This is a genomic window from Vibrio sp. Vb1166 (assembly GCF_033338695.1).
GTDB lineage: Bacteria > Pseudomonadota > Gammaproteobacteria > Enterobacterales > Vibrionaceae > Vibrio > Vibrio alginolyticus.
Genome location: NZ_JAWOTE010000004.1, coordinates 216901 through 242967 on the forward strand (window position 1 = coordinate 216901; position 26067 = coordinate 242967).

General features: G+C 45.9%; 17 protein-coding genes. 10 read left to right on the plus strand and 7 right to left on the minus strand.

The genetic code is table 11. The features are described from left to right. Positions 1-68: 68 nt before the first annotated feature. From R7E51_RS06840 to R7E51_RS06850, 3 genes are all read right to left on the minus strand, one after another. Positions 69-1154, minus strand: a complete 1086-nt coding sequence (locus tag R7E51_RS06840; protein WP_017634480.1) for a porin — start codon at positions 1152-1154, stop codon at positions 69-71. Between the two features lie 177 nt (positions 1155-1331). Continuing rightward, positions 1332-2348: a nuclear transport factor 2 family protein gene (locus R7E51_RS06845; protein WP_005374772.1), complete on the minus strand. Its 1017-nt coding sequence runs from the start codon at positions 2346-2348 to the stop codon at positions 1332-1334. 101 nt (positions 2349-2449) lie between these two features. Continuing rightward, entirely contained in the window at positions 2450-3745 is a 1296-nt protein-coding gene (locus R7E51_RS06850) for an MFS transporter (protein WP_005374774.1), read from the minus strand. Positions 3746-4084: 339 nt separating this feature from the next. Between R7E51_RS06850 and R7E51_RS06855 the strand changes: the two genes are divergently transcribed. Beyond that, complete coding sequence (locus R7E51_RS06855; protein WP_158173274.1) at positions 4085-5626, plus strand: sodium:solute symporter; 1542 nt, start codon at positions 4085-4087, stop codon at positions 5624-5626. 11 nt (positions 5627-5637) lie between these two features. After that, positions 5638-7008 carry an L-serine ammonia-lyase gene (locus R7E51_RS06860; RefSeq protein ID WP_206957629.1) on the plus strand — a complete coding sequence of 457 codons (1371 nt, stop codon included), beginning with the start codon at positions 5638-5640 and terminating at the stop codon, positions 7006-7008. A 78-nt stretch (positions 7009-7086) separates the two neighbouring features. Here the strand turns inward: R7E51_RS06860 and glgX are convergent, their stop codons facing one another. Further along, on the minus strand, positions 7087-9078 hold the full coding sequence (glgX, locus tag R7E51_RS06865; protein WP_206957630.1) for a glycogen debranching protein GlgX: 1992 nt from the start codon (positions 9076-9078) through the stop codon (positions 7087-7089). Between the two features lie 446 nt (positions 9079-9524). Here glgX and R7E51_RS06870 point away from each other — a divergent pair, with 446 nt between their 5' ends. The 5 genes from R7E51_RS06870 (at position 9525) to R7E51_RS06890 (ending at position 16211) form a co-directional block, all read left to right on the plus strand. Beyond that, entirely contained in the window at positions 9525-10796 is a 1272-nt protein-coding gene (locus R7E51_RS06870; RefSeq protein ID WP_005374784.1) for a maltoporin, read from the plus strand. Between the two features lie 100 nt (positions 10797-10896). Next, entirely contained in the window at positions 10897-11706 is an 810-nt protein-coding gene (locus R7E51_RS06875; protein WP_005374786.1) for a MalM family protein, read from the plus strand. A 316-nt stretch (positions 11707-12022) separates the two neighbouring features. Beyond that, positions 12023-12529: a hypothetical protein gene (locus tag R7E51_RS06880; RefSeq protein ID WP_017634473.1), complete on the plus strand. Its 507-nt coding sequence runs from the start codon at positions 12023-12025 to the stop codon at positions 12527-12529. Between the two features lie 120 nt (positions 12530-12649). Beyond that, the gene (locus R7E51_RS06885; RefSeq protein ID WP_017820115.1) at positions 12650-14263 is read left to right on the plus strand and encodes an alpha-amylase family glycosyl hydrolase; all 1614 of its coding nucleotides are present in this window, start codon (positions 12650-12652) and stop codon (positions 14261-14263) included. Positions 14264-14594: 331 nt separating this feature from the next. Next, positions 14595-16211, plus strand: coding sequence for an endonuclease (locus tag R7E51_RS06890; protein ID WP_206957631.1), 1617 nt, complete (start codon positions 14595-14597; stop codon positions 16209-16211). 99 nt (positions 16212-16310) lie between these two features. Here R7E51_RS06890 and pulA read toward each other — a convergent pair whose 3' ends face one another. Next, complete coding sequence (gene pulA, locus R7E51_RS06895; RefSeq protein ID WP_206957633.1) at positions 16311-20300, minus strand: pullulanase-type alpha-1,6-glucosidase; 3990 nt, start codon at positions 20298-20300, stop codon at positions 16311-16313. Positions 20301-20845: 545 nt separating this feature from the next. Here pulA and R7E51_RS06900 point away from each other — a divergent pair. The 3 genes from R7E51_RS06900 to pdxY all read left to right on the plus strand — a co-directional run bounded on the left by R7E51_RS06900 (position 20846) and on the right by pdxY (position 23342). Next, a complete protein-coding gene (locus tag R7E51_RS06900; RefSeq protein ID WP_206957634.1) occupies positions 20846-22042 on the plus strand; it encodes a tetratricopeptide repeat protein in 1197 nt (398 codons plus the stop codon). 140 nt (positions 22043-22182) lie between these two features. Continuing rightward, positions 22183-22371: an AbrB/MazE/SpoVT family DNA-binding domain-containing protein gene (locus R7E51_RS06905; RefSeq protein ID WP_031780908.1), complete on the plus strand. Its 189-nt coding sequence runs from the start codon at positions 22183-22185 to the stop codon at positions 22369-22371. Positions 22372-22472: 101 nt separating this feature from the next. Beyond that, positions 22473-23342, plus strand: coding sequence for a pyridoxal kinase PdxY (pdxY, locus tag R7E51_RS06910; protein ID WP_042522192.1), 870 nt, complete (start codon positions 22473-22475; stop codon positions 23340-23342). Between the two features lie 65 nt (positions 23343-23407). Here the strand turns inward: pdxY and sstT are convergent, their stop codons facing one another. After that, positions 23408-24625, minus strand: a complete 1218-nt coding sequence (gene sstT, locus R7E51_RS06915) for a serine/threonine transporter SstT (RefSeq protein WP_005374821.1) — start codon at positions 24623-24625, stop codon at positions 23408-23410. 356 nt (positions 24626-24981) lie between these two features. Then, positions 24982-26058, minus strand: a complete 1077-nt coding sequence (rsgA, locus tag R7E51_RS06920; RefSeq protein WP_005374823.1) for a ribosome small subunit-dependent GTPase A — start codon at positions 26056-26058, stop codon at positions 24982-24984. Positions 26059-26067: the final 9 nt, after the last annotated feature.

Consider the following 26067-nt stretch of genomic DNA (forward strand, 5'->3'; position numbering starts at 1 on the left):
GTTGATAAGAACTTCATCACTCACCACCTTAAGGTTACTTGGGTATAGGTGGTGAGCGATGAGTATTATCAGAAGTAGTAGCGAATACCTGCCGCGAATTGATCATCACGGTTTTCGAATTTGCTGCCATCGTACTGATCTTTACCTAGATCGAACTGGTATTCAGTCCAAACTAGGAATTTGTTCTTCTGGAAGTGGTATTCAAGACCAGGGATCAGCAAGTTACGCTCGTAACCTTGTGTCTCGTCACCACGATCTTCCATGTAGTTGTAGTTCAACGTTGGGCGTAGGCCGTTATCGAAGTGGTAGTAAGTGTAGATTTCGCCACCTAGGGTATCGAACATTACGTCCGTACCGCCTTGGCTCACTGCTTCCCAGTTTTCGCCAACGTGGAATGTCGCACCCGCGTAGAAGCCACCGTTGCTGTAGTTTGCGCCCAATAGCATGATGCGCATGTTGTCGCCGTTTTCTACGCCAACCACGCTTGCGTCTAGATCCGCAACTTCATTTTGATGGTAAGCCGCACCAAGTGTTACGCCATCAACGGGTTTGTAAGTGATCGACGCACCCATGCCGTTTTTCAGTGAGGCTGTCGCATTGCTTGCTAGAGCAACATCTTCACGCGTGGTTTGGTAAGTAAAGCCGTAGCTCACTTTTTCATTGATTGAATTACGGTACGTAATTGAGTTTTCTGCACGACCAGCACCGGAAGCGATACCCCAGTCAGCTAGGTTGTAAACACCTGAGCCACGAGTACCGAATACACGACCTAAATCGGTGTACCATGCTACGTCGTAGAAGGTAGACCACTGCTTAGTACCCGCAGCAATCTTGCCGTATTTTTCGTGATCAACACCTGCGTATAGCAAGCGGTCGTAAATGTTGTCGCCGTTCGCGCCAGAGTTGTAGCCCCATTCCGCGTGACCGAAACCAGTCCAGCCGTTATCCAGACCCATTTGGCCTTTCAAACCGAAACGTGAGCTGCCGCTGTTCCATTCGCCGTTGTCATCACCGCCACGGTCTTGGTAGCGAAGATCGAAACGGCCATCGATGGTTAGGCTGTCGCCAGCGTCATTAACAAAAGTGTGTGCAGCAAAGGCTGAGCTAGAAGTAAGCGCTGCTAAAATCACTGCAGAAAGGGTCGACTTTTTCATCATCAATCTCATTATTCAGGGCGCAGAAAGCCACCGTGCGTTCATGCCCGTTTTGAATAAGGGTTCTATCTTGAGGTTGTGCCCCATCCTTGAGGCACGAGTTGGGAGCATGTCACCTGAACCGAGAGGGGATTCAGGCAACATAAAGGCGGGTTGACAATCCGCCCCTAGGACTTCTTATAGAGAAGGGTTTAGGATCTGTTGAGTACGCTCGAACACGTCTAGACCTTGCTGTTTTAGCCAGTAAGGAAGGTCGATCAGTACCCAGTTCTCAGATAGCTTGTCGCCGTCACGGTAGTAAACGTCAACCACTTGCATGTCTGCACGTACTTCACCACCTGTCATACCTAGGAAACCACCGATTGGCGTGTTAGATAGGTTTGGCCAGCCGAAGAAACAAGAGAAGTTACCTTCTGCGAAACGACATACGTGGCCGTTAAACTTCTTGTCTTTCAGGTTGTTACGGAACGGCAATTGGTGCTGCTGTTGGTAACGAGGAATTGTGTAAGACGCACCGATACCACATGGACCGTACCAGATCATGTCTTTAGACCAGCTCTTCTCAAGAACTTCTGGTGGGCAACCCATAGCGCCGCTGTCGTTCAGTGCAGATAGGTCATCAACCATCTTGTTCACTAGTGCTAGTGTTGCTACGCCTTCTTCTGGTGCTGCGTCTTCGAACAGTAGACCGTCGTGGTTACGAGGACCAGGGTATACGAAGTGCTTACCTGTTGATGGTGGTAGTGGGTAACAACCCGCTTGGTCCATCGCGCCTAGAAGGTCTAGGAATAGGCCAGTCTTAGTGATCTTGCCGTTTTCAACACAGTTAAATTCTGCGTAACGGATGTTCATGATTTTGCCAGTTGGGCGCATGCCTAGGTATTCAGCGTCGAATAGACCCATGAAGTGACCCATGCTCATTACCCAGATTTCACCTGATGTTACTTCGTTCTCACCACCGATGAAGATGTCTTGACGACGCTGCATGCGAGTCATTGATTTCATCAAAGGAGCCCAGAAAACGTCAGCCGCTGCTTGAGCGCCTTGTTGCTCACGGAATGGGTAAACACCACGCCATAGGTAATCTTCTGAAGTGTGTGCTTTTAGTACTTCTGCCACGTTCTCGTGAGTTGCGTTTTCCATTGCGCTGAAGTATTCACGTACAACGCGTTTCGCTTCTTGATATTTAGACATAATAAACTCTCTTATTTGCTGTCGAGTCGGCTTTGGGAACAGGACTCGAAATTAAGTTTTTTCATCCGGCCGGGGAGCCAGCCGGAGTTTTTGAAATTCAGTTACGCTTTTGCTGCTTCGGCTTTTTTGCTCTTATCGAACACGCCGCCTTTTAGTGTCTCTGGCAGTGATAGCCATAGAAGACCAGCAAGGATCCATACGATTGGTGAACCCCACATTGCGGTTTGTAGGTCGGTACGTTCTTGGATGAAGATAAGTACCATTGGTGCCCACATACCGAGGATACGACCGCCGTGGAATAGCGCCGCGCCGTAGCTACGTAGGTGTGCTGGGAACAGTTCTGAGAAGTAACCACCCCATACCGCTGAAGAAGACAGACCGAAGTTGTAAATCAGACCAAGTAGAGCCAGCATGTTTAGGCCGCCAATCACCATGTCGCCAGGTGCAACAAAGAAGATTGAAACCATGATGCCCGCTAGGATGAAGCCAAATGCGTTCACCTTACGACCGAATTTGTCAGCTACCCAACCCCAGAACCACGCACCAAACAGTGAACCAAATGCTGAGATAGAGAAGATGAGACCGATGGTTGCACCGTCGAACATACGTACATCACGTAGGTAAGTGGTTACGAAGCCACCAAAGAATTGGAAACCGTAGAAATTAAGGCCAGCCAGTAATAGACACGTTAGAGTGATCTTACGGTAAGGCTTGCTTAGCATTTCGCCCCAAGAGCCTTTTTTCGCTGGTGCATCTGATTCTTCTGCTTTTGCTTGCTCTTCTTCACCGTAAGCGATCACTTTGCTGTCGCTAGGTAGTACAAAGATCATGACAACAGCGGCTGCCAATGGTGGGATACCACCAACAAGCATTAGGCTTTCCCATGGTGCATCAATGCTTGCAATAAATGCTGCATACGCACCCATTACCATCAGTGCTACAGAGAACATAGAAGACGCGAATGCCGTCAACTTACCACGTACCGTTGGCGTAAATAGGCCGATCATTAGGCTTACTGCCACGGTGAAGTAACCACCCAGTGACAAACCAATGATGAAACGCATTGCTGCCCATGTTGTGTAGTCGGTGAACATCATATTGATGATCGTTGCGCCACCGTTTAGGGCTGTGATGGTAATAAGAGTGGATTTCTTACCAAATTTTGTTGCGAACCAAGCACAGCTCAATGCACCGATAAGTGCACCAACCGACTGCCATGTATAGAACTGGGCAGTGTCTGACAGGCTAATACCATCATACGCTTCAACGATGTATGGGCGTACGTAGTCAATAATTACAAAGTTATAACAATAGAAAAAGTAACCAACCAGTATCGCTAGATAGGCAGCTACCCTTTGAATCATAGGAACTTCGCTCATGTGTCTTTTGGCATTCATGACCGATAAACCTCTATTTCACTTAGGATTTGTTGCTATTCAAACTTAAAGAATACGATCTTATTGGGATCATCTTCGATTTCGTGTCGTGGTGAATCATAGTTTTTTTAAGGTCATTAGATCCGTGATCAATATCAATTTTAAAATGAATGCGTACCCAATAAGTGGTTTTTAGTGATGGGAGTCTCATTAAATCGGTCTTTTTGGCGTTTTTGAATATATAACCGTCTATATTGGTGATTATAGTCACAGTTATGGCGGGATTATCGTTTAGATATGCTTTTTTAAAGTAATATCCAAGCACAAATAATTAGCACCCAGAATTATGGAAACCCTGAAATGGTTACGTACTCAAGTTTTGTGGTGATTGCGTTATACGTGTTAATCACCATATTAATCAGCTATTTAGTGAATAAGCGCTACAGCAATGGTGGCGACTTTTCCACGGGTGGAAAGCAATTTGGCTGGTTTACGGCAGGTGTTTCGATACTTGCGACTTACATTAGTGCGATGACGTTTGTAGGGATGCCTGGTTGGGTTTATAGCTCTGGCATGGAAGCGATGAGTATTCACCTTAACTATCCCATCGTTATCTTTTTCACTGTTATTTTCTTTGTGCCTGTCTTTTATAAGCTGGGTCTGACTTCGATTTATGAATATCTTGAGCACCGCTTTGGGGTGTATGCAAGAACCATCAACTCGATTGTGTTCATTGTGGTTCAATGTATATCTGCGGGTGTGATTCTGTATGCCGTGGCGCTGATCTTAGTGCAAGTTCTGCCTATCAGTATTTCTGAAGCCATTATCTACATCAGTATTTTCACCGCTTGCTATACCTATGCGGGCGGAATTTCCACGGTTATCTGGACCGATATGTTGCAATCTGCAGTATTGGTAGCAGGCAGCATCGCTATCTTTGCCATTCTAATGACAGAGATTAATGCGGCAGATTACCTTTCTCGTGATCACCTGAATATCATCAACTTAGACTTTGATTTGGGCGTGGATACCACACTCTGGGCTGGCGTGGTTGCCGTGAGCTTTTTGCATTTGAGTGTGTACGGCACCAACCAATTGATCATCCAACGCACGTTAGCGACGAGATGTGAAAAGACGGCGCAGAAGTCGATGCTGTTGTGTGGTTACGGTGCGTTTTTCGTGTACTTGTTCTTCGCGGTACTCGGTGTCCTTCTGAGTGTTTTCTATCAAGATCAATCGTTTGAAAACAGCAACGAAGTGATTTTGGATTTCGTCTTCAACCACACTAACCCCATCGTCGTTGGTTTGATCATTTCCGCATTGGCGGCGGCCGCAATGTCGACCTTGGATTCGACCTACAACTCAATTGCGACTGTCGCAACGTTCGATATCTACAAGCGTTTCGTTCGCAAAAGTGCCGATGATGAGCACTACGAAAAAGTCGCAAGAAAGATGAGTTTGCTTGCTGCGGCCATGGTGGTAGTGCCAGCTCTTCTCGCGGTATCGAATGAATCGGTACTCAAAACCATCGCTAGCCTGACTTCCATCTTTGTTGGTATCCGTCTTGGGTCATTCGTGCTTGGCTTATTCTGGGCAAAAGCCAATGAGAAAGGCGTGATCGTTGGCAGTATCATGAGTGTGATTGCGGTGTTTACTGCAATGTATCTCGACGTGGCTTGGCCGTGGTTCGCGCCAATTGGTACGTTTGTCTTCCTTTTGTTTGGTGTGTTAGTGAGCCGTCGTTGGGGCGCTGTGACTGCCGAGCAACAAATTTTTATCAATAATCAAAAACATCTTTTTGCAAAGCCAACCGCAAGCCATTACGGGCTGTTGGTGTTCGCCGTGGCGACCATCGCTGCTTGTATGGTTCTCCCTGATTGGCTTTATGCTGCATTGTCGTAATAGGTAAGTTTATGCTGTCCATCTTTGATATTTACAAGATTGGTGTGGGCCCTTCTAGCTCTCACACCAATGGTCCAATGATCGCGGGTTACCACTTCACTCGTTTGATTGAATCGAACTTGGCAAAAGTGGTTCGTATTCAGGTCGATTTATACGGCTCACTCTCGTTAACGGGGATTGGTCACCATACTGACCGTGCAACCATTTTGGGTCTGTTGGGTAACAAACCAGATACCATCAAAATCGCTTCTGCGAATAAAGCGATGCGCAAGGCGATTGAAGAGGGCATGATGTCTGTCGATGGCCGTCATGAAATCGAATTCAACTACAAAACGGACATGTTGTTCCATGAAGAGAACCTTCCTCTGCATGAGAATGGAATGACGATTACTGCGTTAGATGCGCACGGCAATCAGGTTGGGTTTGAAACTTACTACTCTATCGGTGGTGGTTTCATCGCAACGGCGGATGAACTGCAAAATGGCAGTGCGACTGCACCCGTAGAAGTAGAGTTCCCATTCTCCAGTGCAGACGAAATGTTGGCACAGGCTGAGAAGAATGGCATGAGCCTCGGCGGCATGATTCTGAAAAACGAACAAGCATTTCAGGATATGGAAGCCATTAATCAACGCGCAGAACAGATCTGGCGTGTGATGACGCGTTGCATGGAGCGTGGTTTCGAGACAGAAGGTATCTTGGACGGCGGCTTGAACGTGACCCGCCGTGCGCCTAACTTGCTGAAGAAGCTTGAAGCAAATGCAGCAATTGAAAACGATCCAATGGAAATCATGGATTGGATTAACCTGTTTGCTTTTGCTGTGAGTGAAGAAAACGCGGCTGGTGGACAAGTCGTAACGTCGCCAACCAATGGTGCGGCGGGTGTGATTCCAGCGGTATTGATGTACTATCATCGCTTCATCAAAGAGCTTGATGCTAAACAGCTTAAAGACTTCCTTGCTGTGTCCGGTGCGATTGGCATTTTGTACAAAACCAATGCGTCTATTTCGGGTGCCGAAGTGGGTTGTCAGGGTGAAGTCGGTGTATCTTCCTCTATGGCGGCAGCTGGCTTGACCGCGCTACGTGGTGGCAGCAATGAGCAAATTTGTATTGCGGCTGAGATTGCCATGGAGCACTCACTAGGCATGACTTGTGACCCAATTGGTGGCTTAGTGCAAGTACCGTGTATTGAGCGTAATGCGATGGGGGCAATGAAAGCGATCAATGCTTCTCGCATGGCATTAAAGCGTAATAGTAAATGTTTGATCTCGTTGGATAAGGTGATTGAAACCATGTACCAAACGGGCAAGGACATGAACAAGAAATACCGCGAGACGTCACTGGGTGGGTTAGCTTTGATTCACCTAGCGCCGCCTTGCGAATAATGAGTTAGGCACATCTAACCAACAAAAAAGCCGAAGCACTGAGATGCATCGGCTTTCCTTTTTTGGAGCGTTTATAACTTAGCTATGCGTTTGCTCACCTTTTGGTGTGCTTTGGTTTGGTTGATAGTGCAAAATCACCATCGAGGTGGGTGACAGCAAGACTTCGCCTTCAGCATGTCCTGGGTTGAGATTACGTACGTTTGTATCACAGATCGTCCCCCATTCTTGCTTTCGCTCATTGGGGAGCTTAAAGCGAGCTGTGGCGTTAGTTTGGTTGATGAGGTAGACCAGCTCTTGCCCTTCTTTACCGATACCAAGGTGAAGTGCGACAGAGCTTAAACGGTTCCAATCATCGTGCTCCATTAAGCGACCGTCTGTACGGCGCCAGAAAATACGGTTGTTATTGCGATTCTCGCCACTGAAAGCTCGGATAAATGGCAACATGTATTGATTTCGGTTGGCGACCATTTGTGACATCCATGCTTTGAAATGTTGCTTACGTTCTGTCTCTTCCCAGTTCAGCCAACTGGTTTCGTTATCTTGGCAATAGGCATTATTGTTACCGCCTTGGGTGTGAGACAGAACATCAGCAGTGAGAATGTGTGGGATACCGAAGGCAAACAGCAAGCTAGCAATAAGGTTGCGTTTTTGCTTTTCACGCGTGGCGATAATCATCAGATTTTCCGTCTCGCCTTCAACACCGTAGTTTTCTGAACGATTGTCACCGTGACCGTCGCGATTTTCTTCGCCATTGGCTTCGTTATGTTTGTGCTTGTAAGACACTAAATCTTGCAGTGTGAAGCCATCGTGATACGTGATGTAATTTACGGTGAGTTTGTATGGCCAGTTCGCTGCACTATAAATGTCACGAGAGCCCATTAATCGAGTGGCAAACTCTTTTAAATAGCCTTGATCACCGCGCCAAAAACTGCGGGAAATATCACGCAGTTTGTCATTACATTCGTTCCAACCAAATGGAAAGTTACCCACTTGGTAGCCATTTGGACCAATATCCCAAGGTTCGGCAATCAATTTGGTTTCACGCAAAATTGGGTCTTGCGCAACGGCTTTAAAGAAAGCTGCTTCTGGGTTGTAATCATCGCCCTGTCGACCTAACGTTGCAGCCAAGTCAAAACGGAAGCCATCGACTTTAAATTCGCTAACCCAGTAGCGCAATGTATCCATCACAAGGTTTAAGGCTGGTTGGTAGGTGAGATCCACTGTATTTCCGCAGCCAGTGTAATTGGCGAAGTGGTTGCCATGTTTGATGTAAAAACAGGAATCGAGGGCCTTCAGGTTGAAAATTGTAGGCCCTTCACCACCTTCAGCAGTGTGGTTGTAAACCACGTCGAGAATCACCTCAATGCCGTTTTTATGCAATTCGCGAATTGTTGTTTTTAATTCCGTAACGGCGTCTTGTTCTGCGTAGCGCGGATCGGGCACCATAAAGAGATAAGGGTTGTATCCCCAATAATTGACCTTTTCCATCTCTAGTAGATGAGGCTCATGCATGCATGCTGCGACAGGTAGCAATTGCAGCGTGTTGATGTTTTGCTGTTTGTAAAAGGCCAGCATTTCAGGTGATGCAAGACCTAAATAGCGCCCCCTCAGCTTGTCCTCAACCTCTGGGTGGCGTTGGGTAATCCCTTTGACGTGCGTCTCAAACAACACCATCTCTTCTCTGGGTATACGCGGGTGATCCGTGTTTTGCCAATCAAAATCATCTTCGATAACGACGCACTTCGGCATATCGAAACTTTTGGCTGGAGAGTAGGGAGGATGATAGTGGAGGGCTTTATCTATTGATTTTGCGTACGGATCAGAAATTAACAGTGGCTCGTCCTTGTGGGAGACAAGGTAACCGTATTTTTGCCCCGGCTTAATATCTGGAATAAAAGTATGACGTATGCCAGCGTATTCATTCGGTAAACCGTGAAGCTCGTAGCTGCCATCGTCTGCAAACAATGCCAGTTGAATGTCTTTTACGCCCGGAGCATGAATAGAGAAGTTGCAGCCTTCTTTATTCAATGTTGCGCCCAGCGGGTAGGGGCGAGAGAGAAGTCGTGTCATCGGAGATACTTTATTTAATATTTATTGCTACCTTTAGGAAACTATAAGTTAAAAACTTTGTCTTACTAAGGTCAACCACCCTAAATATAAAAATATTCGTGTAATTTAATTACTTTATGTGACGGCTTAGAGTCAAAAATATGAAATGGCTATCACTTTGTAGCGGCTCAAAACCGAACAAACTTACTAATTCCTCCCTAGATTGGTGATCTGACTCGAAAAAACACCATTCGGTAAATTTTCTACTCCCTTCTCATCCCCCTTAAATTAGTTTAGGGCGGAGGAAGTCATCCTTGTACGCCTCGGGTAATCTCACAACTGTTGAAACAAACGGGGATTCGTTCCCATCTTACCTCTCTTTCTTTAGGTGTGTTTTTACTGCCTATATTCACCTAAAAGAGTGAGCAGGGAAGACAGAATTATAAATACCCTTAATGGAGTTAAGAATGAAAAAAGTAAGTGCAATTGCTGCTGCTGTAGCTGCAACTTTAGCTGCTGGTTCTGCATTCGCAGTGGATTTCCACGGTTACATGCGTGCTGGCGTTGGCGTGAACGCTGACGGTGGTCAACAATTAACATTCGAAAAGAACAAGATCGGTCGTCTAGGTAATGAAAGCGATATCTACGGCGAGATTCAACTAGGTAAAGAAGTTTACAACAACAACGGCAAAACGTTCTACGTAGACTCTATGGTTGCAATGACTTCTAACGGTTCAAACGACTGGGAAAGCACTTCTGCTAACTGTGGTTTGGATAACGGCGAAGTGAAATGTGTAGACGATGCACAATTCGCACTACGTCAGTTCAACGTTCAAGCTAAAGGCCTACTAAACTTTGCTCCTGAAGCAACGCTTTGGGCAGGTAAACGCTACTACCAACGTCACGACATTCATATCTCTGACTTCTACTACTGGAACATCTCTGGCGCGGGCGCTGGTGTTGAAGGTATCGAAGCTGGTCCTGGTAAAGTTTCTTTCGCTTGGGTTCGTAACGACCGCGGCGATATCGCAGACCCAGGCAACGATGGTGGCGCAACAAACGTAAACACTCTAGACGTACGTTACGCAGGTCTTCCTCTATGGGACAACGGTTCTCTAGAAATGGGCTTGAACTACGCAATTCTTAACGAAACTGACGCTGCGCCAAACGGCACTAAAGATGCGAAAAACGGCGTAATGTTCACAGCAGAATTGACTCAAGGTCTAGACGCTGGTTTCAACAAAACAGTGCTTCAGTACGGTACTGAAGGTTACTCAAAAACAATGGCATTCTACGGCGACGGTAGCTGGTACGGCGCAGAAGCTGATAACGGTGCATCTGGTTACCGCCTAATCAACTGGGGTGTAATCGGCATGGGCGACAGCTGGGAAATGGGTCACCAGCTAGTGTACGGTGTTGGTGAAGACATGTGGGCTGGCCAAGACAAGTGGGAAACAATGTCTGTTGTTGTTCGTCCAATGTACAAATGGGATGACAACCACAAAACTATCTTCGAAGCTGGTTACGCTATCGACGATAACGACGGCGAAGAAAACAAATACGGTAAGCTAACTGTTGCTCAAGCATGGTCTGCTGGCTCTAGCTTCTGGGCTCGTCCTGAAATCCGTGTTTACGCTTCTTACCTAACGGCTGACAAAGAAGACAATTCAAACACATTTGACAACGGTCGTTCAGACGATACGTTCCAGTTCGGTGTACAAGCTGAAGCTTGGTGGTAATCATCTAACCACTAAGTCCTAAATTGTCCTAGAATGATACAGCCAGAACTTATCTGGCTGTATTTATTTAAAAAACAATAAAGAGTCGAGGTAGACAGTAATGAAAAAATGGCTTGCTCCCGTACTGCTGGGCATGTTGGCTACTGGTTGTGCGTCTGTAGAACAAGTAGAGATGAGTCCAAAAGGTCAGCAACAAGTGATCACGCAATCGGGTGATATTCAATGGGTACCGCTTAACGTGCCTGTGGTTACTGAATTCGCTTTGACTGATAAAAGCCAAATGTTGTTGGATGGTAACAGTGCTGGCGCTATTGCAGCGTTTGCTCTTCCAGGTAACCGTGGCAGTCTCGATATCAAATTAGAGACATTCGTAAGTAAAGAACTTCAATTTTATGCTCCTAATGTCGCAGTGATGAACTCGGCAGGAGAAACCATTTACCAAGCAGATTTTTCAAAGTTTAAGTACGAACCAGCAAAACTGTTGGACAATGATAAATTCGTACTTGATCTCAATGTGATTCCAGACATGACAGGTAACGATCTGCATGTGTTGGTTTACACGACTTCCGCCGATCTAAAAGGAAGTACACAAGTTTTACACCCTGCAAAAGCCTTCGCCATGGCGCGCCACACTCAGCCGCCAGATATTGCAGACCCTCTAGCGAAACATAGCCCACTTGGTCAGTTCCGCTTTTCGGTATCCGCGAATGATATTGTGAATACTAAGATTGTTGCGAAAAACGATAACATTCCCCAAGGTACGGACCTTACTAGCTACTACTACAGCTCAATTGAAGCAGCAGTCGCAGCGAATGATATTCCGAAAGCGCTCACTTTGCTTGATGAAGCAAAAGAACTGGGTATCGAAGGTGCGCAACAAGTGTTTGTGAAAGCCGTAAATAGAAAATAATCAGATAAAAAAGGTCAGCGAAATGCTGACCTTTTTCATAGAAAATAAACCAATAAAAATACCCCTACATAGAGTTACCTTATTCACATAATTATTTTTATTACTTTGTTTTTTATATAGGTTGGATCAATAATTAATGGCAGTTCCTAATTTATTTTGTGTACTTAGGAAATAAACAAACTTCTCGAAGTGATTTAAATTCGCAATCTGACGATATTTATTTGGCGTTTGATATTTCCATTTTAATAACGATTAATATTTCTTTTAACCGTTGAGTTTATTTTGCTTTGGATATACTAAAAAGGAATTACGTGAAATGAACATGATGAAGACCTCTCTTGCTGCTGCCCTACTTGTTGCCTTAGTAGGTTGTCAATCGACGGCAGAACCTGAAGCGGCCACAGAGCCAGTTGTTAATATGTCTCAAGACGAAGTGGTTGCTTTCATGAAAGCGTGTGACAACCCAGACAGCACAGCGAAAGGACCTATTTCTAAACCACTATTTGTGGTGGGTACTTTTGCGGATTCCGATTGGAAACACGTGCCTCAGCGTCAATACACCTACAAAGGGAATAATTTCTACCAAGCCGTGGTTCAAGAAAAAGTAGGCTCCTACAAAATGCAGTATGCGACCGAGTTGTGGTTCCCACAATTTACCGCAAAAGGTAATAGAATGAACGTTGGTGAATTAACACCATTAACATTTGGTGGTTACGGTACGGATACTTCGGTTGATATTAAAGAAGATGGTAAATATGTATGGAGTCTTCAGTTTGAAGGAAAAGGCAAACCTGTTCATGTCATGGTAAATAAGTGCCAATAATATTCAATTCAATTATTTAAAATCTATTTTTATTTATTAACCCCTGCATGAAACACATGTCGGGGTTAATTTTATTACTCAAATTTCCGTAGTTTATTTGAGTAAGTTAGGGAGAATAAAATGCGTAATATCCTACGTAACCATCGCCTGTCTCGATCGTTGCTTGCGTTAAGTGTGATTGGTGCTTTATCTGCGTGTAATTCTTCTGGTGGTGGCGACACTAATAGCAGCACTCCGCTACCGGATACCAGTTATGCTTGCCAAGCCAATGTCATGGCGCAAAGTAACCAACTTCGTACTTATCAAATCATGGTAGAGAGTTTTGTGGATGGTGATGCGAGCATTGGTCACGGTACAGGTTATGGCACCAGCCATCATAACGGCGATTTGCAAGGAGTGATTGATTCACTCGATTACATCCAAGACTTAGGGATGAATGCGATTTGGTTGACGCCAGTTTTTGAGTCAGAAGAGATAGCAGGACAAGATCATTGGGCGGATCGTTTGGACGCCACCGGCTATTTTGCGACAGATTACTTTAAAATCGACCCCAAATTTGGTGACTTAGCGACCGCGAAAACTTTAGTCGAAGAAGCACACAAACGCGGTCTGTACGTATTTTTTGATGGCGTATTTGGCCACCATAAGAATGGTTTGATCAAACCCTCGCCTTCCGGCTTGTTGCCTTCAGGCTCAAGCAATCCCGTGGATTACCCAGCCAGTCTCGATTTCTACAAAGAGGTGGCGACGTATTGGATCAAAGAACTCAAGATTGACGGCTGGCGTTTAGATCAAGCCTATCAAGTTCCGACAGACGCTTGGACACAACTTCGTAAAGCCGTCGATGAAGCCTCACAAAGTGTGACGTACACCAATAGCAAAGGCGATCAAGTGAATCCGTTGGGTTACATGGTGGCAGAGATTTGGAAAGGGGAGTCTGAGATTGCGAATGAGGCGTATGGATCGAACAGCGATCCAGCATTGTGCTCTGCGTTTGACTTCCCTATGCGATATCGCATCGTTGAAACTTTGGCCGTGAATGAGAGCGGCGTGGGTGGTCGCGGTGTGGATTGGTTAGACAACGGCTACAGCACACACAACCAATATCCAACACATGCGCAGCCGAATTTGATGATCGGCAACCATGATTTAGTGCGCTTTGGTGACTTGTTACAGCGCGGAAACTTGGCGGATGTGAATGATGCAGAATATTGGTTACGCCATAAAGCCGCGTTTGCTTTCCAAGCGGCGTACACCGGGCCAATCACGTTGTACTACGGTGATGAAATCGGGGATCAAGTGGATGGTTTTGCCGCAAAAGAAGACAACAGCACCTGTGCCATTCAAGGTTTGTGCGATGATCACGTTGCGCGCAGCAGTGCGAAAATTGAAGGCGTGACGGCGACGCTTGATGCAAACCAAGCCGATCTCAAATCTTATGTGACATCGCTGATGACAATGCGCGATGCGCATCCTGCACTTTATCAAGGGTCACGCACGAATTTAGTTGCGAGTAACGGCAGTTATGTGGACTTGAAACAATCTGGTTCGGACAAAGTCTTGTTTGCGCTAAATACCTTAGAGAGCGCTAGAAGCGTCACTCTTACTCAGGAGAGTGTTGGTACTGGTGAGTTGGTGGATTTGCTCACGAATGAAAAAATTACTCCGAGCAATGGTCAATATCAGATTCTGATGTCGCCACTACAAGGACGATTCTTTGCGGTAAAACCTTAAGGAATTATCCAGAATTGATGCTCACCAGTTGAGCTGACCACAAGCTTTCTTATAAACAAGCCAAGTGTTGTTGCTGACCCCCATAGGCGCACACTTGGCTTTTTTCTGTCTGTTTTACTTTTCCCTTAATGGTTTTACGATGATGTAGCCAACAAGTTGCTTCGCTTTTTGTATTGGCGTTTGTTTTCAGCAGGTGAATATTTGTGAGATAAGCTGCACATTAAAAAGTAAATTAACACTTGTGCAACGTAAAAATGTGACTGAAGGATTACTTATGCCCCACTAATATGTTTATCGTGTTTGGGATTTATATAACTAATGGAAAAGTATAATGAAATCCATAACGAACTCCCTCTGTCTCCTTGCTGCTGTTAGCTCTCCGTTTGCATATAGCCAAATTATCAACGGTGACTTTGAACAGTGGAATGGCAATGTACCTACGCAGTGGTCAGAGATTGACGCGGGCATTACAGTGTCGCCAAGCAGCGAACAAATCAAATCGGGCGGCCTGGCTGCCCAGGTCGTCGTGAATACAGGTACCCAAAGCAACACCGACTTTTTGCAAACCATTAATGTGGAGCAAGGGAAAACCTATCCGTTTTCTGTCTCGGTTTATCATACCGAAGGAAATGTAAAAGCACGTCTGGTGGTTGATGGTTATCACAATTACTCGAACCCACAACAGATAAACCAGTGGCAAGAGCTCGCGCACAACTACACAGCGAGCTCGAACAAGACCATCAACGTCGGTTTGCGTTTTTACGATGAAGCCAGTTTTGATGGCTCAGAAGTTGTCTACGTCGATAATTTTCAACCGACTGAGACGAGTACACAACCTCCTGTAGAAAGTTGTAGTGATCACCAAGTGGTCTTGACTCTCACAACCGATAATTATGGTTCAGAAACTAGCTGGACGTTAAAAAACAACCAAGCTGAAGTACTGTTTTCTGGTCAGGGATATGAGTCAGCAATCACCATTGAAAAGAGCATGTGCTTAGCTGACGGTAACTACCAATTCACGATTCAAGACAGCTATGGCGACGGCATTTGCTGTGGCAATGGTTCGGGGTCTTACGCGTTGAAGGTGGGAGATAAGACTCTTGCTTCTGGCGCTGAATTCTCGAAAAGTGAAACCACCGATTTTACGTTAGGTGACTCAACCACGACCCCACCAGTGGTTGATGGTTACTATCAAGCGGCATCTGGTAAGACGGGATACGCTCTAAAAACAGCGTTGTTTAACATTATCAATAATCACTCCAGCCGAGGCTATTCTGCGGTCTGGACCTTGGTAAAAGATGCCGATATTGATCGTTATTACGAAAATGATGGCTCTATTCTCGATATGTATTCTGAAAAGCCATCTGCTAGCGATACAGTAAGCTTTACCAAAGTCACAGACCAATGTGGCCAATACAAAACGGAAGGGGATTGCTACAACCGTGAGCACTCTTTTCCGAAAAGCTGGTTTGGCGGTAAGGTTGAGCCGATGAACTCAGACGGTCATCACTTGTTTGCAACTGATGGTTATGTAAACGCGAAGCGCAGTAATTGGCCATTTGGTGAAGTGGGCACCGCGACCTACGTGTCTAGTAATGGCTCTAAACTTGGACAAGCAAGCACTAGTCTGGGCTACTCCGGTACGGTGTTTGAGCCGATTGATGAGTTTAAGGGCGACTTCGCCCGTGCTTATTTCTACATGGCAACCCGCTATGAAAATGTTGTAGGTAACTGGGAAGGCAATTCAAGCAATGCGGATGCTGTCCTTGATGGTTCAAGTTCAACGGTTTTTGAACCTTGGATGTTAAACATGCTGAAACGTTGGCACAAAAATGATCCCGTTAGTGAAAAAGAACGAAACCGCAATCAACAAGTGTTTGATTTTCAGGGCAATCGTAATCCATTCATTGATCATCCTGAGTTTGTTGAACAGATTTGGGGAAACTAACACCTTTTTGATTTTGGTATCCACCATTTAGTGACGCCAACAAAACAAAGGGGAAGCGTGATGCTTCCCCTTTTTCATTACGGATGTTTTTAAATGAAACTAGTTTTTCGTTACCGTCACGATTGGCGCCGACTTGTCAGCCGCATTGAAGTGGAAGTTGTAGTTTCCTGCTTCTGCAATCGCAATTTTTAGGTTTGCGCTACCGCCACCGGCTTCCATCGTCAGCGCTTTACCAAGCTCAACACTGCCTTCACCACCGAAGTTGGTGTCTGCTGCCCAGTCTGCGCTCGCAACTTTCATCTCGTAGTTGCCCGCCGCTAGGGTAATGTCTAGCGAATAAACGTCATTTGCAACATAGCTGAACTTCGCTGTTGAGTCTTGTGCTGGAGCATCCCATGTAGTGATAGTGCCACGTAAGTAAAGTGCTGTTTCACCGAATGTTGGTGCATCTGCTGACTTGGTCACTGACACGACCGGTTTTTCTACGCTTTCATCTTGAACATGTAGCGCGTTCAGAGTGAAGTTGTACTTACCTGTTTCAGCAACAGACAGCTTACAGTTACCTTCTGAACCTAATTCTAGTGAACCAGAAGCTATATTCGCAATATCACAACCGATGTTTGGATTTGCCCAACCAGAGTCCGCGAATTTGAACTCGTGTTCACCAGCTTCAAGAACGCCAGTTACAGAGTACATACCGTTGCCAATAAAGGTCATCGCCCAATCACTGCTATCAGACCACTCGTTCATCGTGCCTTTCACGTAAACAACGGTTTCGCCGTAAGGAGGAATGCTCGATACGTCTTTGTTATCCGTGTTTACTGGTAGGCCAGCACCTTGTGCGCCGTTTTGTGGCTGCACGAATACCGCTGTTGTCAGTGCTGGTACTGTGAACGTTTCATTGGTGAAGCTTGCACCTTTGACGATGTCATCCGCAGAGTTTTGTTGAACTTCATGCAGTTCGAAACCAGTTGCGCCAGCAACTTTGAAAGATTTCTCAGTTGATGTTGAGTTCACAACGGCCACGACAGCATCGTAGTTCGAATCCAAATCGGCACCCGCTGATGTACCATCGTCGATAGACATCACAATCAAGCCTTCCACTTGGTCTTTCCCTACGTTGCGGAAGTCCACACGGTTCATCACTTCTTGCGCGGTATCTAGGCGGAACAGTTCGCTTGTGCTACGGATTTTAAGTAGCTCTAGGAATTGTTGCTTAGTCAGCTCGATGTCGGTTGAATCTGGTTTCGCCGTGCTGTCACCAACGATGGTTTTGATCAGCTCCCAGTTTGCACCGTCTTTGTCTTCACGTGGTAGACCAACGTTCCAGTTATTGTCGCTTCCGTCGAAGAATACACGGTTGAACCAGTCACCAGAATCGTACGAGTCGCGCTGCATAGATTTAGAGCGCAATAGCTCAGAACCCATGTGGATGAATGGAATGCCTTGACCAAGCATCACCGTTGATAGGGACACAGACTGCATACGTGCACGCTCGGCAGATGAAGTGCCTGTCGCAATCTTGTAGGCGTTGTTATCCCACAATGTTTGGTTGTCGTGCTTAGACACGTAAGAGATGTTCTCTGATGGCACTTTTGTGTAGCCTGCAGGCGCACCATTGTAATCAACGTTCTTACCCAGCTTGGTTTCGCCTTTGTAATCAAGAAGGATGTAGTCAGCCAAGTTACCAGCCATACCTAGACGAACCAGATCTTGGTTGTGTAAACGACCATTCACCGACTCTGCGTCAGTTTTGGTTTCTTCGTTAGGGTAAGCGGCGTTACCAAAGCCTTGGTTAAAGCGAAGTGGGTGCTTACCTTCAGAATCTACACCGCCATCAAACGGGCTTCCGCCACGAACTGCGTCACGCAGACGATCAGAGAAAGTACCGATTTCTGTCCCCGCCATGTTGACTTGTGTCGCCTGATCGAAGCGAGCGTTTTGCGCGACTTCACCAAAGTCCCAACCTTCGCCGTAGAACAAGGTATTCGGGTCAATTTCACGGACTTTTTCAAGTGCGTAAACCATCACATCTTTCGGCTGGTGGCCCATAAGGTCAAAACGGAAACCATCGACTTTATAGTCATCCGCCCATACCATCAATGAGTCAACCATTAGTTTACCCATCATCAAGTTCTCGGTTGCGGTGTTATCACAACAGGTTGAGTTTTCGACGCCGCCAGTGTTGACGTTTAGGCGGTGGTAGTACCCAGGGACAATCTTATCCAGTACTGATTTTTCGTTCACACCAGATGCATTTGTGTGGTTGTACACGACGTCCATGACCAGTTTCAGATCCATTTTATGCGTCGCTTGAACCATTTCGCGGAACTCAAGAATACGCTTAGACCCGTTAGGATCGGTCGCATAACTGCCTTCTGGCACGGTGTAGTGGTAAGGGTCATAACCCCAGTTGAAGCTGTCTAGCATGCGAAGATCGTTCATCAACGCTTGTGCTTTGCCCGTTGTTGGGTCGTAGCTATTTAATACCTCTTCAATTACTTTGCCGTCATCTTCGGTCTCACAAATGGAGGCTTCTGGCTTGATGCCACAAAGTTTACCCACGGTGTCGGTGATATCGACTCGCTTGTCAGCGTCTTCATCCACGGTTGCAATATCAAACGCAGGCAGGATATGTAGCGTTGTTAGGCCAGCATCTTTTAAAGCTTGTAAGTGAGATACAGACTCACGCTCAGGTTCTGTAAGCGCCAGATATTTGCCATCAAGACTTGGTGTGCCTTTGCTGTCGTTAAAGCTGAAATCACGAATGTGTGACTCGTAAAGGACGTGGTCTTCGTCTTTTTTAACCGTTGGGCGTGCGTAGTTTTTCCAATCTTGAGGCATTAAGCTTGGATCATCTAAATCAACCACTTGCGAGTATCGTGAGTTCTTAGACAAGCTCATTGAATATGGGTCTGTTACCAAACGCGTTTCAACGACGCCAGTTGTTGGGTGGTATACCTTAACTTGGTAGCGATAATATTTGTTGACAACGTTGCTTTGTGCCTCAGAAACCCAGATACCTGTTGCTGGGTCTTCCGTCATGGCAACGGTCCCTTCTTCTGCTAAGTTTTCATCGTAGATTATCAGATCAACATCTTGGGCAGTTGGTGCCCATAGTTTGAAGGTTGCGGCACCGCCTTCCACAATCGCACCGAGTTCTTGACCGATCGCGTTACCTGCCTTGGAATCGGCAAACACCGCATCCAAAACGCCCGGTTTTTGCACTTCAGTTGCAGAAATGACGTCACCATTTGCGTTGTAAGCCACCATAACGATTTGTGACTTCAGGATCGTACGCAAGGTCGCGTCATCGACATCGATACCCGCAGCTTGAAGGCTAGCAAGGTGACGGAAGCGTGATTTCAGACCATCAGACAACTCACCAGCTTTTGTCAGCTCAACCGCTGTACCACCAGAGATTTGCTTATCTTCATCCATTTTGATGTCATTGCTAAGGCTGTAGAACAGCTTCATGGAATCCGCACTGGTCGCCGCTTCCCATGCAATGGTGTTGGCGTCTAACCAATGGGCTTTTTGACCATCAATATCAACAGGGCGCTCTTCTATTGGCTCGTAGTAAAGTTCACTGCTGCCGTGGAAGCCAAACAAACCTTTCGATTCGCCGATTTTCGTCAACTCTACTTTTGAGTTTGCGCTGCCGAACGCTTTCTCATCACCTTTGTGCAGAATGAAGTTCATGCATTCGTGTGGGTCAGAGGCGTCTGGGTTTATTTTCAGTACGTAGTAAGCACCGTAGGTGTCGTTGATGCCATCGAATGGGTGTGGCGCAGACCAATCCGTTCCTGTTCCCGGAATGCCCATTGCGTCTAAATCTGTGCTGGTACAGCCCTCACCGTTCCATAGGTGCAAGCCCCAACCTTCGTAGTCGCTTGCTGTTGAAGCTGATGCTACATCACGTTTGTAATAAATGACGACTTCGTTCTCTCCCGCAGGGTACAAGCCTGAGCCAGGGTTCGTCGTATCTTCGTTCGTGCTATCACTACCACAACCGCTGATTACCGCGACGGAAATCAAAGGCAGTACGGTTTTGGCAATTGTTGATAATTTAAATGTCTTATTGTCCACGTTTACAAATCCATTGTTATTGAATTGATATTGAGCTGCGCGCTGCCTTCGCTGACTCAATCATCAAGAAGGTTTTGCACACGCTAGAAAGGCAGATGCCAAAAAAGGAAATGTTCAATTAGATGCTAATACACTGAATCATCAGCAAAATGTGAGAGCAGGCTGTTAAGTTTTTTACAGGTGCAAATTTTCTGTCACAGTCGATTTTGTTCACAAATTAAATAATAAAACAGGCGCATAGTGAGAGATTCTGCACATCATTAAAATGTAAATTTTTATGGGATGAGTAAGGGGGGATGATAGGGGATGAGAATGTCTCAGCCCCAAAACCGTGATTAAGTTCTATAAAAATGAGGGCTATATTTTTCTTTTAAAAATAAGTTGCAGTGATGTTGAATAAAATACCGCCATTAAGTCTTCGCAGCTTCAGATTTTCGCTAAGTGGTCGTTATATAATGAAGGTAGTCGGCGTTATGTCGGCGCGTAATCATAAGATTTCCCTGAAAGGGAGTTAAATTGGGCCCTGAAACCAAAAGAGGCTATTTATGAGTAGTATGGGCATTGCCATTGCGGCAACTGGCCTTTCACTCGTCCTGATATTTGTGTGGATGATCTCGTTGTCGATGCGGAAACAGAGACTCGAGGCAGAGAGGAAAGCTCGCGAAGCCGCTTATCGAAAGGCGATGCATAAAGCGCGAGAGCAAGAGCGTAAAGAGCGAGAGTTCAAAGCAGAAACCGGGCATATCCCCACCATTTTATTTCTAGCGAAAGAAGCCGAAAAGGACAACATTCGTCAAGCGCTGTATTGGTATGATAAAGCAGCTAAATTGGACAATGTGACGGGGATGTACGGCATTGTTCGCTTAAGTGAACGCATGCGCGAAGATGTGATTTTAAAAGAGCAGGCAAACTTCTGGCGTACCGCAATTGCGGGAATGGAAGGGGATACCGAAGCGAAATTTTCGACAGGCAAAGCGTTGGTTTTTGGTCGCGGAACGGAAAAAAATATTCCCAAAGGTAACCAACTGATTGAAACCGCAGCCGAGGAAGGCTGCATTGATGCCATGCTTTACATGGGTGAGTGGCAGCTTTCACCAGACAATAGTGCAGGACGCAGTGCAGATGCGCTTTACTGGTTTATGAAAGCGGCGGAAAAAGACAGTGCGGATGGCAAGATCCAAGTCGGCTTATGTTACCTAAATGGCATTGGTACAGAAAAAAGCATGGTTAAAGGTTGCTACTGGCTGGAACGGGCCGCGGAAGGTGGCAGTGCTAAAGCGATGTATCATGCTGGCGAAGCGTGGAAGGATAAAGGTAAAACGGGTAATGCAATTGCTTACGTTTGGCTGTTTCTTGCTGCCAATATGGGCTACCAACCTGCGCGTACGTTACGTGATGAAGTGGCAACCAATATTGGTGTTGATGTTGTCGTTGGATTGCAGTCCATAGCGAAGCCGTTGCAAAGAAAACTGGCCTCAGGAATGGTGAGAAAGCACTCTATTATTCGAGCCCTTAACAAAGTGTACAAACGCGAAGCGTATTTTCCTGCGGAAGAGGAGCTCAATGCGGTGTTGAATGATGAGAATAAAGACGCCTCCGAAGCTTGGGAGGAGACATCAACACTAGATTTTCAGCCTAAGATGACAACGGTAACAGCAGAAGACCAGGCAAGCACATCGCCCAACGAAAAAAAACTCTCTAAAGATGCGCTCGATTTCACTCAAAACTTCCTTCAGCCATAACCTATCTTATCCAGAAGCCTCAAGATTGAGGCTTTTCTTTTGTCTTTAAAATGTTACGCCAAATCCAAGTCAGCTCAACGTATTTGAGGCTAGACATCCAATGACGTGAAAACTCATTTTCGACATTTGGAGGACGAAAGATGATAAGTCAACCTGTTAAAATCGGTGACGACACCGCCGTAGTCATTCCAAGCGTAATCCTGGCTCAGCTCGGGATAAGGGAAGGAGATACCCTAGAAATCGCACTGAATAAAGACAAAATGGAAATTAAGAAGATGGTGTTGAAAACCAACGTTCCAACTTACTCTGAAGATATTGAGGAGAATTGAGTTAGAGAATCTTGGTTTGTCGGATACACTACTGGTTTCGCAAAACTGGCGCTTGCCGCTGTCTTTGAACTATCGATAACTACAATAAGAGGTAAGGTACTATGCAAGGTATCCTCTCTATACAATCTCATGTTTCTTTTGGTCATGCTGGTAACAGCAGTGCCGTTTTCCCAATGCAACGCATGGGCTTCGAAGTATGGCCGATTCATACCGTTCAATTTTCTAACCACACGCAGTATCAAGAAGGCTGGACTGGGCGAGCGTTTGCGGCTGAAGACATCAGCGAGTTAGTTCGTGGACTTGGTAACATCGGCGCGCTGGAAAAGTGCCAAGCGGTATTGACGGGCTACCAAGGTAGCGCAGAGCAGTGCCTTGCTGTTGAAGATACCGTGACGAAAGTGAAGCAAGCGAACCCGAACGCACTTTACGTTTGCGACCCTGTGATGGGCGCGCCAGACAAAGGCTGCATTGTGGCTCCGGGCATTGCTGAAAATCTTCTAACGCGTTTGATGCCAATGGCGGACGTGATCGTTCCGAACCAATTCGAGCTAAGTCAATTTGCTGAGATGGAAATCCACTCATTAGACGATGCGATCACCGCATGCCAACGTGCGCTAGAGAAAGGTCCAAAAGTGGTGCTAGTTAAGCACCTTTACTGCCTAGAAAATGGCAGCTTCAACATGCTATTGGCTACGCAAGAAGGCATTTACCTTGCGAAGCGTCCTCAATTTGAGTTTGCTAAACAACCTGTTGGCGTGGGCGATCTTATTTCAGCTATCTTTACCGCGGGACTCTTAAAAGGCTGGTCTCCTAAACAAGCTTTCCAACATTGTCACGACGCGTGTTACGGGGTGTTGAGTGCAACGTACCATGCAGGCGAGTGGGAGCTGCAAACTATTGCGGCGCAGCAAGAGTTTGTTGAGCCAAGCAAACACTTCCCGATTGAAGAAGTGGCTCTGGTCACCGCATAATTGAGCGCAATTAAACAAAAAAGGGGAGCCATCATCGGCTCCCCTTTCTATTTGTTCTGTCAGTCTTACTGAGCTTTTTGCTGCTCTGATTTACAAACTGCTGCCGTAAAGACAACGTCTGTTGAGCTGTTTAGTGCAGTTTCTGCAGAGTCTTGAATCACACCGATAATGAAGCCAACCGCTACAACCTGCATTGCTACGTCGTTTGAGATACCAAACAGGCCACACGCAAGTGGGATAAGTAGTAGAGAGCCACCTGCAACACCTGATGCGCCGCATGCAGAAACCGCAGCTACAATACTTAGAAGTAGCGCAGTCAGTAGATCAACTTCGATACCCATAGTGTGCACAGCTGCAAGCGTTAGTGTTGTGATAGTGATTGCAGCACCAGCCATGTTGATGGTCGCACCTAGAGGGATAGATACTGAGTATGTATCCTCGTCCAGTTTTAGCTTCTCACATAGTGCCATGTTTACTGGAATATTCGCCGCACTTGAACGAGTGAAGAACGCAGTTACACCACTTTCACGTAGACAACGGAATACAAGTGGGTAAGGGTTTTGTTTGGTTTTAACGAACACGATCGCTGGGTTTACAACGAGTGCGATGATCATCATTGCGCCAAGAAGAACCGCCAGAAGGTGTGCGTAGCTTGCTAGTGCGCTAAAGCCCGTTGTCGCAAACGTTGAAGCAACCAAGCCAAAGATACCAAATGGTGCAAGACGAATGATAAAGCGCACAATGTGAGACACGCTGTGGCTTAGATCTTCAAATACGGCCTTCGTTGTTGCCGATGCGTGGTGTAGTGCAAGACCCAGACCCACACCCCAAGCAAGAATGCCGATGTAGTTTGCTTCTACTAGTGCATTTACTGGGTTGTCGACCAGTTTAAACAACAATGTGCGTAGAATTTCAGCAATACCTTGAGGAGGCGTTGCACCTTCAGCGCCGGTGACAAGCGTTAAATTGGTCGGGAAAAGGAAGCTTAGAACCACTGCTGATAGCGCCGCGAAGAATGTACCCATCAGGTACAGTACAACGATTGGGCGCATGTAAGTGTGTTGGTTTTTCTTTTGGTTTGCAATTGAAGCGGCAACCAAAATAAACACAAGAATTGGCGCGATCGCTTTAAGCGCACCGACAAAAAGGCTACCAATTAATCCCGCGCTTTCGGCATGGCTTGGAGAAATTGTCGCGAGCAAAATACCAAAGACGATACCGACAAGGATCTGGACGACGAGGTTACCACGAGCATATCGGGCAACGAGGCTGTTGTGTTGCATACATCATTCCTGCAATTTTATGCCAGAGTGGCAGGGCAATAGTCCATCATTACACGGCGATAATGCCCTTGTATTGCAAGGGGTGAGCATTGCTTCTGGTCACTAAGACACATGATTATCAATTATCCTGTTTTTATAAATTCAGCCATTTTCTTGCTGAATATCACATATCTTAGCTTGGTAATATTTTGTGTCTAGTTTTAGTTTGTTTTTGGATTAAATGTTTGCTCAATGTTATTTAAATAAGATTTTTATGTTGAAAATTATCATTAGTTATGAGTAATGGTTTTTAATAAAGTTGTTAAAAAGGAGACTTTCGTCTCCTTTGATTTTATTGACAACTCAAACGCAACAAATTAATAACTTTGTTGGCGCCTGCGCTTATCATTCATGGCATTGCGAGCAAGTTTACCGAATTGTCGACTTTGTGCTCGTTGCTCTGCCAAAGTCGCGCCGTTAAAGGCTTGTTCTCGCGTTAGTTTTTGATAGTTATTGAAACGACGAACCTCAAGTGTGCCATTTGCAATCGCAGTTTGAACTGCGCAGCCTGGCTCAGTTTGGTGCTTACAATTGCCAAAGCGACAACGCTGAGCGAGCGCCTCAATGTCAGAAAATGCCTCACTGACCCCCGATTCACAATCTGCTAGTTGAAGCTCGCGCATTCCCGGAGTATCAATCAAGATGCCGCCATCAGGTAATAGATGGATAGAGCGCGATGTAGTTGTATGTCGCCCTTTGCTATCGTCTTCACGAATATGCCCAGTTGCCTGTTCTTGTTGCCCGAGTAATGCATTAACAAGAGTTGATTTGCCAACGCCTGAAGAACCGATAAAAGCGAGGGTTTGTCCTTCTTTGCACCAGGTCATGAGTTTAGAAGCACTCTCTATTTCTAAGCCGTTGACTGTCTCTATAGCTAATAGAGGGTCGAGCTTCTGTACTTGGCTTTTTAGTTCATCAGTATTGTCACACAAATCGGCTTTGGAAAGCACGATGACGGGTTCGACTTCGGCTTCATGAGCCAAGGAAAGATAACGTTCAATACGACTTAAATTGAAGTCGTCGTTAAGGGAACAGACGATAAACACTGTATCCACATTGGCTGCGATGAGTTGCTCTGCCACTTTGCTGCCAGCGGCTTTGCGGCTAAAGAGGCTCAAGCGATCCAGTAAGCGAACAAATTGCTGATCTTCATTTAAGATTACCCAGTCTCCGACGGTCATATTGGGTAAAGAATGGTGGGCATTAAGATGAACTTGCCCAGTTTCTGTTGCCAATAAATAACCACTTCGGTGATGCGCAATTACACGAGCAAAGATAGTGTTGTCGTAATCGTCTAATGTCAGTTGTTGCTGAAAAAATGGTTTCCAACCCAATTGTTTTAGAGGGTTTGAAGTTGAAACTAATGTGTCACAAAAAGTATGTGTTTGATTCATTATTGAATT

Coding starts and splice junctions, on each gene's coding strand:
- R7E51_RS06845 (WP_005374772.1), bottom strand. CDS start 2,348: ATGTCTAAATATCAAGAAGCGAAACGCGTTGTACGTGAATACTTCAGC.
- glgX (WP_206957630.1), bottom strand. CDS start 9,078: ATGACACGACTTCTCTCTCGCCCCTACCCGCTGGGCGCAACATTGAAT.
- R7E51_RS06875 (WP_005374786.1), top strand. CDS start 10,897: ATGAAAAAATGGCTTGCTCCCGTACTGCTGGGCATGTTGGCTACTGGT.
- R7E51_RS06840 (WP_017634480.1), bottom strand. CDS start 1,154: ATGAAAAAGTCGACCCTTTCTGCAGTGATTTTAGCAGCGCTTACTTCT.
- rsgA (WP_005374823.1), bottom strand. CDS start 26,058: ATGAATCAAACACATACTTTTTGTGACACATTAGTTTCAACTTCAAAC.
- R7E51_RS06850 (WP_005374774.1), bottom strand. CDS start 3,745: ATGAATGCCAAAAGACACATGAGCGAAGTTCCTATGATTCAAAGGGTA.
- R7E51_RS06885 (WP_017820115.1), top strand. CDS start 12,650: ATGCGTAATATCCTACGTAACCATCGCCTGTCTCGATCGTTGCTTGCG.
- R7E51_RS06855 (WP_158173274.1), top strand. CDS start 4,085: ATGGTTACGTACTCAAGTTTTGTGGTGATTGCGTTATACGTGTTAATC.
- R7E51_RS06880 (WP_017634473.1), top strand. CDS start 12,023: ATGAACATGATGAAGACCTCTCTTGCTGCTGCCCTACTTGTTGCCTTA.
- R7E51_RS06870 (WP_005374784.1), top strand. CDS start 9,525: ATGAAAAAAGTAAGTGCAATTGCTGCTGCTGTAGCTGCAACTTTAGCT.
- R7E51_RS06900 (WP_206957634.1), top strand. CDS start 20,846: ATGAGTAGTATGGGCATTGCCATTGCGGCAACTGGCCTTTCACTCGTC.
- pdxY (WP_042522192.1), top strand. CDS start 22,473: ATGCAAGGTATCCTCTCTATACAATCTCATGTTTCTTTTGGTCATGCT.
- R7E51_RS06905 (WP_031780908.1), top strand. CDS start 22,183: ATGATAAGTCAACCTGTTAAAATCGGTGACGACACCGCCGTAGTCATT.
- R7E51_RS06890 (WP_206957631.1), top strand. CDS start 14,595: ATGAAATCCATAACGAACTCCCTCTGTCTCCTTGCTGCTGTTAGCTCT.
- R7E51_RS06860 (WP_206957629.1), top strand. CDS start 5,638: ATGCTGTCCATCTTTGATATTTACAAGATTGGTGTGGGCCCTTCTAGC.
- sstT (WP_005374821.1), bottom strand. CDS start 24,625: ATGCAACACAACAGCCTCGTTGCCCGATATGCTCGTGGTAACCTCGTC.